Raw genomic sequence first — 15,350 nt, forward strand, 5'->3', positions numbered from 1 at the left:
TCCGTTCTAATTTTCGTTATCCCACTCGAAATGAGCGCCGCACAGCGGAATAAAGATAAATTTGCTGCGCCCGAGCTGAATCACGTCATAAGCAGCCAGCTCCACTGGTGAATATACCGCCTCGTTATTGTGATACGCCAAGCCTGACGAATCGCCTGGCAGCAAGTAAAAGTTGCGTTTCTTCGGATCATACACAATGACCGCATGATTTCTGCGGGAAATCGTGTTGTCTCCGATAATACGGACATGCATTTCCTCTGCGCGCCCGATAAAGTTTTTCTCTGCCATAATGCGATAGTCCTGACCCACCTGTGCTCCTTCGATACATACCAGCCATCCGGTTACTGGGTGAATCCCCACGGTTTCGCCTAAATACGGCATAGTTTTGTCATTGTCTCCTGCAACGTTTGTTTTCGCTGCTGGTTCGGCGTTCTTGGGTGCGGCTATATTTACTACTGTATTACAATAAGGACACGTATTTCCGTGCTTTCGTGTACTGAACATGTGTCCGTTCGGGCATCTTGTCAAACTCATAGTCGGTTCCTTCCCCCAATGTCTTGATTGTCTTTACAGTAATCTAAGGATTGTGCAACTTCTTCTATTTAACGAGCAGCCTGGTATTGGCAATATATAATAAATCACCTGAGTAAATTCGGTAAGGCTCGCCACTTTCCAGCTTCTTGGTTACACTTTCGTTCGCAGACCGTAGCCCGGTCCCATTGCCGGAATCCACATCCTCCACAAACCAGTCACTGTTTACCCGGTTGAGTACCGCATGCTCCACACTTACCAAGGAAACATAATCTGTACCTGCCAAATCAATATCCGCCTCAGAGCGTGACGTTGTTTTGCCGATTAACAATGATGTTTCGCCTTCGATATACCATTCTTTAATAGATTCACCTTCTTCATCAATTAACACCAGCTTGGCAATCCGTTTACGATCTGCCTTTGGCCTTGGCACAGGGACCACGGAAACCAGATTGCGCAGTATGTATACAAGCACGCTAATCCCAATACCTATTGCGACCACAGTCTTCAAACCGCTGTAGCCTGGACGGTTAAACACATAAAAGGCGATCGCCAGCATCAGCCCGAACATGGCAACATCTATGATGAAAACCCATCTGCTCTGCGCCGTTTTCACTGCTTGCTTCCCCCGTTTCTATCCTGAAATCATCACTTTTTACGAATACCAAAAAATTGGTTGAACATGGCTGAGGTATCCGTCGGATCACCGGATTTTTTCATTTTTTTCCCTGGTGAGCCTTCCTTCGTTTTCGGATGAAAGCCGAAAAATTGCTCAAAATCAGTGCCTATGTCAGCCGGATTGAATCCTTTGGCTGCCCTACGTGTACCCTCTGAAGGTGCTGCTGCCCCTCTTGCTTTTTCTTGCTGTTCTCCGCTAGTTCCCGTTGCTTTTCGGATGAGCTCAGCATCGTATGCCTGCCGCAATGCTTCGTCACGCAAGGTATTGTAAGCCTCGTGAATCAGCTTGAACTTGCGCGTTGCTTCCTCGCTTCCCTGGTTGGTATCAGGATGATACTTTTTGGCCAGTTTACGGTAAGCTTGCTTAATCTCTGCCTCCGAAGCATCCCGGCCGACACCGAGCAGCTCATAGTAGTTGGTCATTGTCTGGTGTTCCCCTCTCCGAAAAAAATAAATATTAAGAGACCCGTAGGCCTCTTAATATTTATCCACCCTTCACGTATGCGCCGGGTGAGTGTGTGTTTAAGCTGCACTTAACGTTAAGACGTTAAGCTTAAACCGGATATCCGCCGTCGATGGTAGCCAGCTCGGTTTTGTCTTTCTTTTGTTTGATGTAGAGTGTAAATGCACCTACACCTTCTGTGTCGCCGAAGTGCTCGTTGTAGTCTACAACGAAAGCATTCGGGAAGTAGATTTTACGCACAACTTGATCAGCTGCAATAACTTCCAGTGTTACTTTACGGTAGCTGTCTGCTTTTTCAGCAGGAACCAGAGACCACAAAGCCAGTTTCAGCGTGTCATCCGCGCTGTCACCGTCTACTGCTGTGATGATTTTACCGCTGATGCGCAGCGTGGAGCCTACGTCAGTGGAGCGTGCATTGGAATCGTCCGGTGTATCGGTGTCATAAATAACCGTTTGGATGTTATCCAAGCCCAGCTCAATTGTTTCTTGTCCTTCTACTTTCAATCTGAATCCCATGTGTGTTGCCTCCTTGATATTAGGTAAAATGATGGCGGAAGAAGCAGTGCTTCTCCGCGATTTATGTATAAAGGCGGTTCTGGATAGAAACGCCTCTAACATCTTTCGTAGTGCTCGGATCATGATTTGACCGAGCTGGTTCCCTTAGTGATCATGACTTCCAGGTTCTTCACATTACCATTGAAGACCAGATCGATATGGCACATATTGCTTTTCTCATCAATAATGAAACTCATATCGTCTCCGTCCTGAATGATCGAGTTCACAGATCCTCTGCTGCTCAGCCACTTGCTCTTCTGACTGCTCGGATTGTTACTAAAGAAGCGGACGATATTTTCGTGCTTGAAGTCTCCTGTTTGGTAGCGCAAAATACGTTCAATGTACGTGCTGACCAGCGTTTTGTAGATGGAGTCAAAGCCGTCCTCGGACATCGCCATGCTTCTTGCCTTGTAGACAGTAATCCGGCGGATATCCTTATCCTGAATCTGAGCATTCTCAGACGAGAATACAAAGCCAAAGTTTTTACGGTTGATGGCATCCTTGATCGTGTTGGTGAACCCAGTGATTTCCTTGGCCATCGTCGTCACCGTGCGCAGACTGTTGTCTCCAGCTTCAATGTCAAAGCGTACACCAGGGAAGTTTTTATTGACCGTTTTGAACGTCTCACGCAGGTATTCAGGACATTGATAAGAAGCGACCAAGCCAGCAGCCACGTAGGCAGCGCCTACATATACGCCCTCGATCCACAGCTTGAGAATATCTTCTTTTTCCTTGGAAAGTTGCACACCGTCTTCGGTCTGTAGCATTTTGCTATCAATAATGACACCCGATTTATCCTTCGGAATAATGGTAAAGTTCGGTACACAAGGAATCGCAAATTCGCTATATTCTCTGCGCACAAGACTGGCGCATTTATCGACATACTTGTCGATGCCTGCTGTCGCCATACTGTTGAAGGTCGTCTCTTCACCGGATTCAAAGTTAAAGAACATTTGAATTTTGTAATCCTTCACGACTTGCAGCAGCATCGAGAGCGATTCCATTGAATTTCCGCCCTGTTTTACGACCTTCTCGTTGCCCTTAAAGCGTTCACGAGACACCTTCACCTTACCGGCTGCTTCCAGCTCAATAGATGGAACGATCCCGAACCAGATGGTGTCGCTGAATTCATTTTTGGCATTTACGGTATTCAGGTACGTTTCCAGACGTGGAATATTGCTGCTTTTCACCAGCATGTCCAGTTTGTTATTCGCCACCAGCATTGTCGGCAGCATTCCTTTGCTCTTCGTCGCATATTGGTCGAAGAACATTTTGACACCGAGGATTTTTTCTACCAGCGGCTTAACCGCCTTTACGAAATCATCCTTGGCATTTTTATAGAACTCCAGATACGTATTGTAGTTCTGAACTTCAACCGCTGTGTCAACCTTGGTCTGAACAGCTGGAAGTGGCACAAACGTGCGAACCACCAAGTCCTTCACATAGTCAGAAGGCGTATCTGTGATAGAGTTATAATCTTCTTCGAATACTTGGGAGAGATCACCAGTGCTGTTCTCATCCAACAGCATCAGCTCAGTACTTTCGCTCTTCGGCGCTTCAATAATTTTCAGTTCGCCGCTTTCCCCAATGGAGAGCATACCCACCTGGATCAACTCACCGGCGTTTTCCTCTTGGGCGCCACCGAGCAGAAGACGGGTTTTGATGTCCTCAATTGCCAGCGGCAGCATAGCCATAACGTTGTTATAGTTCTGGCTCGCTTCCTCGAACATGGCATTCAGCTTGTCACCCATGTCGAGTTTCTTCGGATCGCCATCATCCAGCTTGTCGTATTCACCGTACATATAGTGAATTTCTTTGCGGACTTGACGAATATCGTCCATAACCTTTTTCGGTGAAATCATATCCAGCAGATTTTCAAATTTGAAATCTACATTGGTGATTCCTTGACTGCGCTTAGTATCAATGAGCGTAAACAACATTTTCAGAAAATCATTACTTTGATTGATACGAATTTCAGAAATGCTATCCTCATCAATTCCCTCAGGCTTTTTAAGGGTGTAGACGACCTTTTGATTGGCCGCGTTAAAAAATGAATATACGGTCGGTGAAAACTTATCCAAAAATTCGTCAAAGCTACGCACCAGAAGGTGCTGATTAATTTCCTTGATCTTCTCATCGCTCAAGCTGTCGATACCCTTCACATCACCTACAATGGTGATCAGATCCAGCTTTTCCGGGTTAATCTCTTCAAAAAGCATTGTCCGGTTGGTTTGATAAATGATTTCCATCGTTGTCGGCAAATGAATAAAGTATGAGTTATAGGTCCATTGCTCCATATACGGACACGGGATGTCCAATTGAAACGGACGAATATTCATTTTTAGTTCATTTGCCTCCTCCCCCCTACTTAACATTTAAATTCGTCAAAGGATTGAGCATATACCACATTTACGGTACAGGCATATAACCTCGAAAATCGGTCCGAAGCGCTATTCGGCTTTTAACGGCAAGGCATTCAAATGAGAGAAAATTCAAAATCAAAAGTCATATAACACAGAAATTTCAAATTTATGATTTCGTATTCCTAACTTCAATCCCAATTTTTGCCGTTGATACGAAAGCTATCATACAAAGCACCCTTCAGTTTTGTCAATTTCTGTAGTCTCAGATTGAAACAGGGCATTTTGACTCATTTTATGCGTAAGTATGTAATTTTTATGATATGTTAGACCTGTTTCTTCAGGGAAATATTCACAAATGGAATCCAATGACCGATAGAAGTTCATTGGATATTTCTGAGAAGCGTAAAAGTATCAAATTCATGGCTAATGTGAGGTTTTTCAGCTGTTTTGATCCTTTATCCCTTATATCCCAAGGATTAGGAGAGTTGGTACGCCCACATTGGTCTCGCCGATGGAGGAGCTTATGTTCAGAATAAGGAAACTAGGAATTATCACTTTCATGACTTTTGTACTATTTTTTCAAACGGGCTTAAACGGGGTCATTTGCACTGTAAATCAGGCTAATGCAGCATCTTTGGGGACTGCTTCGATCGAGGGTTACGATGCTGTTTTTGTACTGGATACCAGCTATTCCATGAGAGACACGGATCCCGAGGGTATTGCCGCCGAAGTCATCAGTATGTTTATGGACTTGAGTGATGCAGACCGTACACGTGTGGGTTTCGTCGCCTACAACCATCACGTTGTCGCCTCAAAACCACTGACTTCGATTGGCGTGGCAGCGCAAAAATCGCAAATCCAGCAGGAAATCAGAATGTTGAACCGTTCTGGTTATACAGATTTGGGACTTGGACTGCGTAAAGGCTCGGAACTGCTAGCCGCAGGAGCAACCCAAGGGCGTCAGCCTTTTATGATTTTATTGTCAGATGGAGAGACTGATTTTGGTGCCTCTTCTGGTTCTCGGTCCAAGGGTGACTCGAATAACGATGTATCCTCTGTCATCAAATCTGCACAGACCAAGGGATACCCGGTGTATACGATTGGTCTGAATCATGATGGCACGGTAAACCGGCAAGAACTCGAACGGATCGCTTCTCAAACGGGAGGAGCTTCTTTTATTACCAGTAGTGCTGAGGATCTGCCCGAAATTCTGAACCGCATTTTTGCCAGTCAAATTCGTTCCAAGCTCGTTCCAGTTGCTGCAATTACAACCACTGGCGAGATGCAAGAATTAGCTGTGACCCTACCGGACTCTAGTATGGAGGAAGCCAATCTGGTGCTTTTGTCGGAGCATCCCCTGCTGGAAACCCAGCTATACTCCAATTCAGAAAATATCCGCAGATACAAGTCAAGCCGATATGCGATTTTGAAAATTGAGCATCCACAAGCAGGTAAAGTGAAGTTGAAATTACGAGGCATACGCGGAGATTTGGTTAAAATCAATCTACTTGGCAGCTATCGACTGGAAGCTGAAGCTACTATAGGGGGAACGCAAACAACAGCAACTCATGGCGACAAGCCTATGCAATTGCTGAAGGGTCAAGCGACATCGTTTCAAGCTCAGCTCGTGTTACCGGATGGCCAAAAGCTTACAGATGAAGCTGTATACACATCTCTCCAAGCCCATATTATAGTTACCCCTGTAAAGGGCGGTACAGCTAAAAAGGTGCCTATGACCTATAAGTCAGGAGCCTTTTATACCGAATATGCGTTCCCCCAAACGGGTGATTATACATGGCAGCTATCCCTGGATAGTCCGCAGTGGTACCGTAAGGGAACTGTACATAAGGTTCACGCCACCAATGCAGCACCACAAGCTTTAAAAGACCTGACGATTCGCCTGGTTAAAGAAGACGGTGATTCCCGTCGAAGTTTATCAGACTTTATTGTTGATCCCAATCATGACAAGCTGAACTATAAGCTGGATTCAGGAGCTTCTGACGATACGATTAATGCCGAGATTAACGGTAATGATCTGCTGCTATCCGAGCTTCACACAGGTGACACGAAGCTAAAGATTACCGCTACCGATCCAGAAGGTGCATCCAGTAGCGCTACACTGACCGTTTCAGTCCAATCCCGGTATACAGCCATTAAATGGACGGTAGCCATCAGCATTGTGATAGCTGCTCTTCTGTATTGGTTCTTGCAACCGAAGCCGCAGTTTGCTGGAAGAATCGAAGGTTATTTTCTCGCTACAGCGAGTGGGCAGGAGATTCCGGTAAAATCTTGGCCGCTTACCTCCTTTCCGGGTCATAAGGTCAGCTTGCAGGAGTTATTCCGTACGCTTGACGTTCACGAACCATTACCAGAAGCGGAACGAATCCTATTTTCCGCAGGTAAAAAAGGGACTCTGATCGTGAAACATGATACACGCTGCGCCCTGCAGCATGGAAAAATCAGATTGATCCGCAACAAAAAAGCGGTCATGGCGTATGGTGACAAACTATATATCACATTTGAGGATGGTGTCACTGAAATTGAGCTGCGCTATAAAGCGATTAAGCCGAATACTTCAGTCTACACCGACCATATTCAAGCTCCGACAGGATAACATCGTCGGAATAAAAAAAGAGAAGCGCCGTCTCTTACGGTTAACGAACCGTAAGAGTAGGGCGCTTCCCTTTTTTTATCCAATATTCCGCACGTAGGGCGGCTTTAAACCATCGAAGTGAGCGGCAACGCTTGGTAGCCTGTACTTCCAGACCGCGCCTAATAACATACGGCAGTAGTGAAATCCCTGCATTTTCGATCCGAATCCGTTCGGTCCGATCTGCAAATAATCTGCCTGGCACATCCGGTGGAGGTGATCCTTTTTGGCAATAATACAGCGTGGCGGCCAAGCTATAAATATCCGACACAGGCCCCTGCCGCGAACGGTTAGAGTAAAATTCCAGCGGAGAATAGCCTGCCGTGGTGAAGATCGGATGCTCCTTGCCTTCAAAATGCACAGCAGAGCCAAAATCAATCAGCTTGATGTTGCCATGTTCCCCAATCATAATATTGCCTGGCTTAATGTCCCGATGAATAATTCCTTTGTTGTGAATATACTCCAAGGCATCAATTAAAGGCAGCAACGTTTGGTACAGAAAAGCAGGATCAGACGTTGGCACAGCCTCTTCTTGCATCATTCGATCCAGCGTTTTGCCTGCACAGTATTCCATGACCAGATAAGCAGTTCCATTTTCCTCAAAATGATCTATATAACCGACAATTCCCGGATGACTTAACTCCTTTAACATTTGCCCTTCACGCAAAAAATAATGCATAAATTCCACGTATTTGTATTGCATCGTAGCGCTACAAGTGACCGTTTTTCGATCTGTCCCCCGTAAAGCCAGTGCATTCGGAAAAAATTCCTTCACAATGACCTTTTCTCGGTTATCCAACAGCCTTGCCGTATACACGATGGCCAGCTCACTGCGGGACAAGGCGCTTCGAATTTGATATGTATTTCGCAGCTTCGTATTGCGGGCAAGCAGACTCCCGCTTGTATCCACGATCATGACTCGTCCTCCTGTCAGGTTCTTAGCTTATGTCTTTTGTATATATCGGCTTATTACACATCTTTTTATTATAGCGTAAAATAGGTTATTGGAAAAACAAATAACCTGCCATAATCTCCCTTAGAGAATGATGACAGGTCTTTTGGCATTCATCTGGTCCTATTTTCTCAAATCGTTTAACCTAATTTTGTACCTGGCTTCATGCTGCGTACACCGTTGGCATTTTTCTTCCGTTCACTGCGCAGTTTGCCTTTACCTTGTTCTGGGGTGCGAATGGTGAGGGCAATCAGGAACGATACGACGCATAGCACAGCAATTGTGGTAAATGTTGCGATAAATCCGCCGAGCAAGGCAGCGATAAATGACCCCGCCAGCGCACCAAGGCCAAAGCCCTGATACACAATACCATAGTTTTTGCTTTGGTTCTTCAGACCGAAGAAATCAGCTACGATGGCAGGAAAGACTGTAATATTGCCGCCGAAGCAAAAAGCAATCCCTGCTACACAGGCAAAGAACAAACCAAAATTCAGGGGTACCAGACTCAGTACTGTAACTGCAACTGCTGTTGCTAAAAGTGCACCTGCTACCACTTTCAGACGACCTACCTTATCGGATAGCGCACCTAATATAATCCGACCCGCCGTGTTAAAAATAGCGACCATAGCGACCGCATTAGCGGCTGTTGCTACATCCAAACCAGCCATCCGTACGCCGATATCTTTGACCACTCCGATCAAGTAGAGACCACTCATACAAGCGGTAAAGAACATGACGAACAGTAGGTATGCCTGCTTGGTGCGCAGCATTTCTTTAACGGTGTAGTCCCGCTGTACAGCCCCATTTTGTACCGAAGGCTTATTCATGACTACTGCTTCTTTCACCAGGAAAGAACCCCCGACGATCATGATCAGCACGATCATTCCCCAATACAGAAACGCTTGCGATACGCCAACAGACTGAATCAGCGAACCATTAATATACTTGAATATCAGACTGCCTGTTCCGTAGGCCCCAACTGAAATACCGGAAATAAGTCCTTTTTTCTCAGGAAACCATTTAATCAGATTCGACAGTGATGTAATATATGCCGTTCCATCCGCAAAACCTACGATAATACCCGCCAAAATGTACAGTAAGGATAACGAAGTTACCTGTGAACTGAGCATGAGCCCTGCCCCTAACACGACACCTGCACACAAAATCAGACGACGTAGTCCCCATTTATCCTGTAGCTTGCCTGCAAATAACGTAGCAAACGCCAGTGCAAAACTGGTAATTGAAAATGTAATAGCGACCGAACTGAGGTTCCAGCCAAAGCGGTCCACCAATGGTTGATTAAATAAACTCCATGTGTAAATGGTACCTAAGCCCATCTGGACAATAATCGTTCCAAGTACGACCAGCAGGCGATTTCCGCTGTTTGATTTCATATTGATCTCCTCTTTTCATTCCGGCTCTACAGCATCCATTTGTTATAATGATAACCGTGAATCCAGTACGCTTTGCGTCTGTGAAAGAGCAAGTCTGTAAGGATCCTGTCTACACGGTTATTATAACCCTGCATGTCAGCCAGAAATCGTTTGAGGAATGAAATGCACATATAGCGGAATGAAATGCCTTTAAAGTCGCATAATTTGCCGGAATTCCTTGGCCTTACTGCGACTCACCGGAATTTCTGCTTCTAGTCCACGCAAGCGCAGGAGATACGTATGATTGAACCAAGGTACAATCTCACGGATCTGCGACAGATTCACCGTGTACGATCGGTGACAACGGAAAAAGTCCTGCTGCGGCAGCCGGGCATGAAATTCCGAAATGCTCATCGGCATCGTATATTCTTCGTGCCTTGTAAAGACACGAGTTACCTTTTCCTGCGCACACGCATAGTAAATATCGTTCGCATCCGTTACGATAATTTTGTCATTTTTCAGCAGATTAATACGTCCTGGAGCAGCAACGGTACTGGTTTCAGCAGCTCGGGGTTGCCCAGCCTGAACAGGCTCCTGTATTTGAGCGTTTCGCTGCTCATAAGCATTTTCGAGCTTATGTAGCATGGATGCGATCCGTTTTTCATCATATGGCTTGAGAATGTAGTCGAACGCCTCCAGTTCAAAAGCCTGCGCCGCATGTTCTTTATAGGCGGTCGTAAAAATAATATAGGGCTTTTTAGCAAATTTGCTAATGTTCTGTGCCAACAGCATCCCGTCCAATGAAGGAATGTTAATGTCCAGAAAGATCGCATCCGTTTCCTGATCTTGCAGAAACCGGAACACATCCAGCCCATCCTCAAAACTATCGGTCACCTCAATGCTGCTATGAGTCTGAATAAGATACTCCAGCTCTTCACGTGCTGGAAGTTCGTCTTCTACAATTATGGCCTTCATGACTTCTCCTTTGGTATGTCAAAATAAACTTCGGTGCCTGGATCATGTTTAAGAATAATTACTCCTTCACCATACATAAGCTTGAGTCTTCTGTGCACATTGTACAAGCCGATCTGTTTAGCTGGAACTTGATCATGATATAGGTTATCCACAACATCGTCCCGTATACCCACCCCGGTATCAGCCACAGAAATACGCACTTTTTCGCCACGATCCTTTACAGAAATGGTTACTGTACCTGGTCCCTTTTTCTTGAGGATTCCATGATTAATTGCATTCTCAACCAGGGGTTGGATAATTAGGCTCGGAATACGCACTGACACCTCATCCATTACATACTCCACCTGAAGCCGATTGCCGAAGCGCGCTTTTTCAATTTCTACGTAATCCGACACCTGCTGAAGCTCCTTGTGAATTTCGATCAAATCATCATTCAACTCCAAATTATAACGCAGATAGCCTGACAAATTGATGATCAGTTCTCGCGCCTTGTCCGGTTTGGTGCGCGTCGTTGAGGCAATGGCGTTCAATGCGTTGAATAGAAAATGAGGATTGATCTTCGTCTGGAGTGCCTTTAACTCGGCCTTATTCGCCGCTTCCTTAATTTGCTCCACACGCGACACTTCCATTAACGTGGAAATGATCTGAGACAAGCCAATCGCCATCGTCTGCAGCGGATACGTAATTTTATAAGCTTTTCGGTAGTAAATCTTCAGGGTTCCGGTTACTTCTCCCCGCTCCTCTAACGGGATAATGAGCAGAGACTGGATTTGGGGCGTTTTGTCGTCAGCGATATGGTTGCGGATCGTGATTTTACCGCTACGGATCGTCGATTTAGTCACATCGCTAATGATTTCATCCCCGATATGATAGCGTTCTTCGCCAAAACCGACGTAAGCCAGCACATCTCTGGTATCCGTAATCGCCACCGCATCTGCCTTGATGTCTTCTTTTATAATTGAGCAAATCGTATGCAAGGATTCCGCATTAATGGAACGAAAATAAGGCAACGTCTTGTTGGCAATATCCAATGCCAGCTTGGCCTGTCTGGCCGCGATATTCTCCTTTTCCCCTTCCACACTCTGGATTAATAGTACGATTAAACCGATACTGACTTCTCCGATAATCATGGGTAGACCGATCTTGGAAACGATGTCCACACCAAGACCATGAGGTTGGGCCATCACCAGAATGAGCAGCATCGTCAACGCTTCACAGACCATACCTGCGGCGATACCGACCAGCCATCTCTTGGAACGATTGACCCGGCGACCGATATATCCTGACACCACACCTGCCAGAATACTTGTAATCAGACACGGAATCGAGGTGATTCCCCCGATATCAATCAGATAACGATGAATCCCAGATACAATACCTGTAATGATCCCAACCCAAGGTCCAAATAAAATTCCGCCCGCCATAATTGCGATAATCCGAACGTTAACCAGCGAGCCTTCAACTTCAATCCCGGTGTAGGTACCAAACAGTGCAAACATACAGAAAATCAATGTTAGTAACGTCAGCTCTGCCGGAGAATGACTGTTCTTCTGCAAGGTTTCCTTAAACCGGGGGATACGTGTAATAAAAAACAAACAAATCAGCAACAATGCCGCGCGCTCAAATAGCTGCATCAGCATTTCCAACAAGGCGTTCACATGCGTTCCTCCCAAATAAAAACGGATATGCCTTCTTAGGTTGTGTTATCGTGTACGTCGTTCATACACACCATACCCGAGTATCATCAAGCCACATACGAATAAAATAATAACAAATATATTGTCAATAAAACTCGGCATATCAGGTTCTGAATTAGATATACCTGAACTATTCAATTTAACAGGGACGGAATTCGCAGCCCATTGAATGACGGATATAAAGCGCTCCATCGTATATATCACTCCACTACCCAATAGGCTTAACACGCCGATTAACAAATATTTAAGCTCCATAGGAATTTCTCCCCCAGTTCGATAAATTCTATCACTCTATCATTATTCACATATTTCAATCCCCACCCTGCTATTACGGGCACGAATAAGCGCCTTTCCGCCAATCGGATATGTAAACTGCGGCGTGGTGTGACCAAAATCGGCATCTGCAATCACCGGTATAGAGGCCAATTCTCTTTTTGAGCGAATGATTTGCCGCAGCAATTCTTCTGTCATATGAGACGCCTTCTGAAATCGTCCTATGATGATTCCTTTAACCTGATCAAATCCGGGCTGGTGCAACAATGATTGCAAATCCCGGTCAAATGTAGCGGGAGAGCTTTCGTAATCATCCTCAACAAACACTATGGTTCCTTTTAGACTTGGCATGTATGGGGTTCCCTGTAACAAATTCAGGGTACACAAGTTTCCACCCACAATCGTACCCTCTGCTTCTCCTTCATGAATCGCATATGGACCCGCATTATGGTGAAAGCTTCTTTTATCCTGATCCAGATACCAAGTATCGTCACTCCACTCCGGTGAAGATTGGATTTGAATGCTGCCCTCTTCCAACATTAACCTTTGGAAATAAGTCATCGTATACTCATTTCCTCGCAACATGGCGAACGTCAAAAAATGAGGTCCCGCATACGTGATAAGCCCCGTCTTAGCATAAATCGCATGGCTTAACACCGTTATATCCGAATAACCACAAAATCGTTTAGGATGAGCGCTGATCAGATCATAATCCAGATGGGCAAGGAGCTGATTGGCATTATAGCCCCCAATTGAGGTCAGGATGCCCTTTACCTTCGGATCGATAAAAGCTTCGTGCAAGTCAGCTACTCTAGACTCTATCGAAGAAGATGCAAAATCATCGTTTTCCAGCACATGCTGTGAAAAGCTCACTTTAAACCCAAGCGCCTCCAGCCTATGCTGGGCAATCAGGCGATTTTCCTCAGAAACAATAGACAAGCTTCTGGATGGCGAAAGAATGCGTATCTCGTCTCCAGCTTTTAATTTAGGTGCTTGCTTTCCCATCATCATAGCCACTCCCCCTTGTTACAAAGCATTTAAACTGCCACAAATTATACCATCAACTTCCATCTAATTATAGCTTCTAAAACTTCCCACTTCATTTCCCTTCTTCTTAAACACAGTAAAAAACCGGGGATACCGCTTGTTAGCGATAAGCCCCGGATCTCTAGTCCGCTGATGAAGCTTTTCGGTTATTTACTTTTGCTGATTTTGCTAGAACTGCCGCCCTCATTCTGATCATGCACCAGCTCTTTCAACTGAATAATCAATGCCTCCAGCTCACTAAATCCCGCCACCATATTGGAGGTTATATTTTGCTGCTCCTCTACTCCAGCCAAAATTAGCTCTGACGCTGCACTTGCTTGTTCTGTCGCACTGGAAAATTCCATCATCTCTTGAACGACCTGAGACGAAAATTGCTGCATACTATTCGTACTGGACTCTACCTCCACGGCCTGCACCAATACTTTATTGGCATTTTGCAGGATATCCTCCAGTACAATTTCGGTCGAATGTGCCGACTCCATACTTTGCTGTAATCTTTCCTGTCCCATGTCAAATTGACTTACAACAGAATCCATCTGAGTTCTCAGCTGCTCCAAAATACCTTCCATCGCCACTGAGGTGTTTCCAACCATTTCAGCCAAATTACGCACTTCTCCAGCCACGATCGCAAACCCTTTTCCATGCTCTCCCGCTCTGGCAGCCTCAATGGATGCATTCAAGGACAGCAAATTGGTTTGCTTTGAGATTTGAGTAATTTCTTTAAGCATGGAAGACATATTGTCACTCTGCACTTTAAACTCATCTAATTCTTCTTTGGTACGACTCATCACCCGACCCAAATCCTTAATTTGAGATGTTAGTGCAAGTAGTTGACTGCTCCCTCTACCCCCGGCATTTTTCGTATCTTCGGAGAGCTGCTTCAGTTCTCGGGAATGATCGGCAACCTCGCGCACGTGCTGATCAGACTGAGCCAAGTTATCCGTGACCTCAGTGATATTCGAAGCTTGCATTTCTACCCCTTTGGCAACCTCCTGAAACCCGATAGCGACTTCATTCGTCACGTTGCCTGTAGCATCCACTTGATTCCTGAATCGTTCTGTAAAGCTATGCAATCCAGCTACAGCTTGTCTAACTTGCTCAAACAGGAATTCAATCCGTTGCCTTGTGGCCTCCATATCTTTATTTTGCTCTTCCGTTTTCTGAAACTGCTTTTGATTTAACACCGATACCACTAACAGTAGCAAACCAATCAGTAAAACAATGATAAACTCATGCACATAACGCAAAGAACCGGTAGCCTGGGGAGTTGCGGGCGTACCGATCGTAACTTGTACAAAAATATTACACAGATTTAAGGTCATGGTTACCAGAAAATATCGGTAAGATGGGTAGAGCAACAACAACGAGCAGATAAAGATCGAAACTACTACATCCACGCTAGACAAGTTCACAAATATACATATTAATGCACTATAAAATGTAATAATCCAAGGAATAAGACGGATTCCTTTCTTTTTCATATTCAGAATTGTCAAAACTGCCGCGACTACAAATCCTACACCACTAGATACCCACATCGAGGGATTAGATACTGCCGGGATGATGCTGCTCAAAGTCATAATCCAAAAAATAATGATCACCAATTTGTTTCTTTGCCACAACAATTCATTCGTTCTGTCCATGATTGCGTACGCGCTCCTTAGATATATATTAGGTATTTATAAAATAAAAATGTAAATGCCATACTATATATATCGTCATATCAGAACGCGTATTGAATGATGGTCGTGCTTTAAAGAGAAAAACCGCCCCCTAACAGGGAACGGTTTTTA

13 protein-coding genes are annotated in these 15,350 nt (G+C 45.0%); 1 reads left to right on the forward strand and 12 read right to left on the reverse strand.

The window, feature by feature from the left end:
• Positions 1-6: 6 nt before the first annotated feature.
• The 5 genes from EGM68_RS19010 to EGM68_RS19030 all read right to left on the reverse strand — a co-directional run bounded on the left by EGM68_RS19010 (position 7) and on the right by EGM68_RS19030 (position 4,476).
• Positions 7-534, reverse strand: coding sequence for an FHA domain-containing protein (locus EGM68_RS19010; RefSeq protein WP_025676109.1), 528 nt, complete (start codon positions 532-534; stop codon positions 7-9).
• A 64-nt stretch (positions 535-598) separates the two neighbouring features.
• Positions 599-1,147: an FHA domain-containing protein gene (locus EGM68_RS19015; RefSeq protein ID WP_129549817.1), complete on the reverse strand. Its 549-nt coding sequence runs from the start codon at positions 1,145-1,147 to the stop codon at positions 599-601.
• Positions 1,148-1,179: 32 nt separating this feature from the next.
• Positions 1,180-1,632, reverse strand: a complete 453-nt coding sequence (locus EGM68_RS19020; RefSeq protein ID WP_013372553.1) for a J domain-containing protein — start codon at positions 1,630-1,632, stop codon at positions 1,180-1,182.
• Between the two features lie 130 nt (positions 1,633-1,762).
• Positions 1,763-2,188 carry a hypothetical protein gene (locus EGM68_RS19025; RefSeq protein ID WP_007431573.1) on the reverse strand — a complete coding sequence of 142 codons (426 nt, stop codon included), beginning with the start codon at positions 2,186-2,188 and terminating at the stop codon, positions 1,763-1,765.
• Between the two features lie 119 nt (positions 2,189-2,307).
• Positions 2,308-4,476, reverse strand: coding sequence for a hypothetical protein (locus EGM68_RS19030; RefSeq protein WP_025365581.1), 2,169 nt, complete (start codon positions 4,474-4,476; stop codon positions 2,308-2,310).
• A 625-nt stretch (positions 4,477-5,101) separates the two neighbouring features.
• Here EGM68_RS19030 and EGM68_RS19035 point away from each other — a divergent pair.
• Positions 5,102-7,204: a vWA domain-containing protein gene (locus EGM68_RS19035; RefSeq protein WP_025676113.1), complete on the forward strand. Its 2,103-nt coding sequence runs from the start codon at positions 5,102-5,104 to the stop codon at positions 7,202-7,204.
• Between the two features lie 40 nt (positions 7,205-7,244).
• On the opposite strand, the gene EGM68_RS19040 is transcribed toward EGM68_RS19035, so the two are convergent.
• From EGM68_RS19040 to EGM68_RS19070, 7 genes are all read right to left on the reverse strand, one after another.
• Entirely contained in the window at positions 7,245-8,156 is a 912-nt protein-coding gene (locus EGM68_RS19040; protein ID WP_025676114.1) for a serine/threonine protein kinase, read from the reverse strand.
• 176 nt (positions 8,157-8,332) lie between these two features.
• On the reverse strand, positions 8,333-9,586 hold the full coding sequence (locus tag EGM68_RS19045) for an L-lactate MFS transporter (protein ID WP_025676115.1): 1,254 nt from the start codon (positions 9,584-9,586) through the stop codon (positions 8,333-8,335).
• A gap of 189 nt (positions 9,587-9,775) precedes the next feature.
• Positions 9,776-10,540, reverse strand: a complete 765-nt coding sequence (locus EGM68_RS19050; RefSeq protein ID WP_013372559.1) for a LytR/AlgR family response regulator transcription factor — start codon at positions 10,538-10,540, stop codon at positions 9,776-9,778.
• Positions 10,537-12,198, reverse strand: coding sequence for a sensor histidine kinase (locus EGM68_RS19055; protein WP_013372560.1), 1,662 nt, complete (start codon positions 12,196-12,198; stop codon positions 10,537-10,539). The genes EGM68_RS19050 and EGM68_RS19055 overlap by 4 nt, the downstream gene beginning before the upstream one ends.
• Before the next feature lie 45 nt (positions 12,199-12,243).
• Positions 12,244-12,492 carry a hypothetical protein gene (locus EGM68_RS19060; protein ID WP_013372561.1) on the reverse strand — a complete coding sequence of 83 codons (249 nt, stop codon included), beginning with the start codon at positions 12,490-12,492 and terminating at the stop codon, positions 12,244-12,246.
• Between the two features lie 42 nt (positions 12,493-12,534).
• Entirely contained in the window at positions 12,535-13,521 is a 987-nt protein-coding gene (locus tag EGM68_RS19065) for a S66 family peptidase (protein ID WP_025676116.1), read from the reverse strand.
• Positions 13,522-13,703: 182 nt separating this feature from the next.
• A complete protein-coding gene (locus tag EGM68_RS19070; RefSeq protein ID WP_129549818.1) occupies positions 13,704-15,200 on the reverse strand; it encodes a methyl-accepting chemotaxis protein in 1,497 nt (498 codons plus the stop codon).
• Positions 15,201-15,350: the final 150 nt, after the last annotated feature.

Source organism: Paenibacillus sp. M-152 (genome assembly GCF_003856555.1).
Lineage (GTDB): Bacteria > Bacillota > Bacilli > Paenibacillales > Paenibacillaceae > Paenibacillus > Paenibacillus polymyxa_C.

Coding starts and splice junctions, on each gene's coding strand:
- EGM68_RS19030 (WP_025365581.1), bottom strand. CDS start 4,476: ATGGAAATCATTTATCAAACCAACCGGACAATGCTTTTTGAAGAGATT.
- EGM68_RS19040 (WP_025676114.1), bottom strand. CDS start 8,156: ATGATCGTGGATACAAGCGGGAGTCTGCTTGCCCGCAATACGAAGCTG.
- EGM68_RS19025 (WP_007431573.1), bottom strand. CDS start 2,188: ATGGGATTCAGATTGAAAGTAGAAGGACAAGAAACAATTGAGCTGGGC.
- EGM68_RS19070 (WP_129549818.1), bottom strand. CDS start 15,200: ATGGACAGAACGAATGAATTGTTGTGGCAAAGAAACAAATTGGTGATC.
- EGM68_RS19035 (WP_025676113.1), top strand. CDS start 5,102: ATGGAGGAGCTTATGTTCAGAATAAGGAAACTAGGAATTATCACTTTC.
- EGM68_RS19065 (WP_025676116.1), bottom strand. CDS start 13,521: ATGATGATGGGAAAGCAAGCACCTAAATTAAAAGCTGGAGACGAGATA.
- EGM68_RS19060 (WP_013372561.1), bottom strand. CDS start 12,492: ATGGAGCTTAAATATTTGTTAATCGGCGTGTTAAGCCTATTGGGTAGT.
- EGM68_RS19020 (WP_013372553.1), bottom strand. CDS start 1,632: ATGACCAACTACTATGAGCTGCTCGGTGTCGGCCGGGATGCTTCGGAG.
- EGM68_RS19045 (WP_025676115.1), bottom strand. CDS start 9,586: ATGAAATCAAACAGCGGAAATCGCCTGCTGGTCGTACTTGGAACGATT.
- EGM68_RS19010 (WP_025676109.1), bottom strand. CDS start 534: ATGAGTTTGACAAGATGCCCGAACGGACACATGTTCAGTACACGAAAG.
- EGM68_RS19050 (WP_013372559.1), bottom strand. CDS start 10,540: ATGAAGGCCATAATTGTAGAAGACGAACTTCCAGCACGTGAAGAGCTG.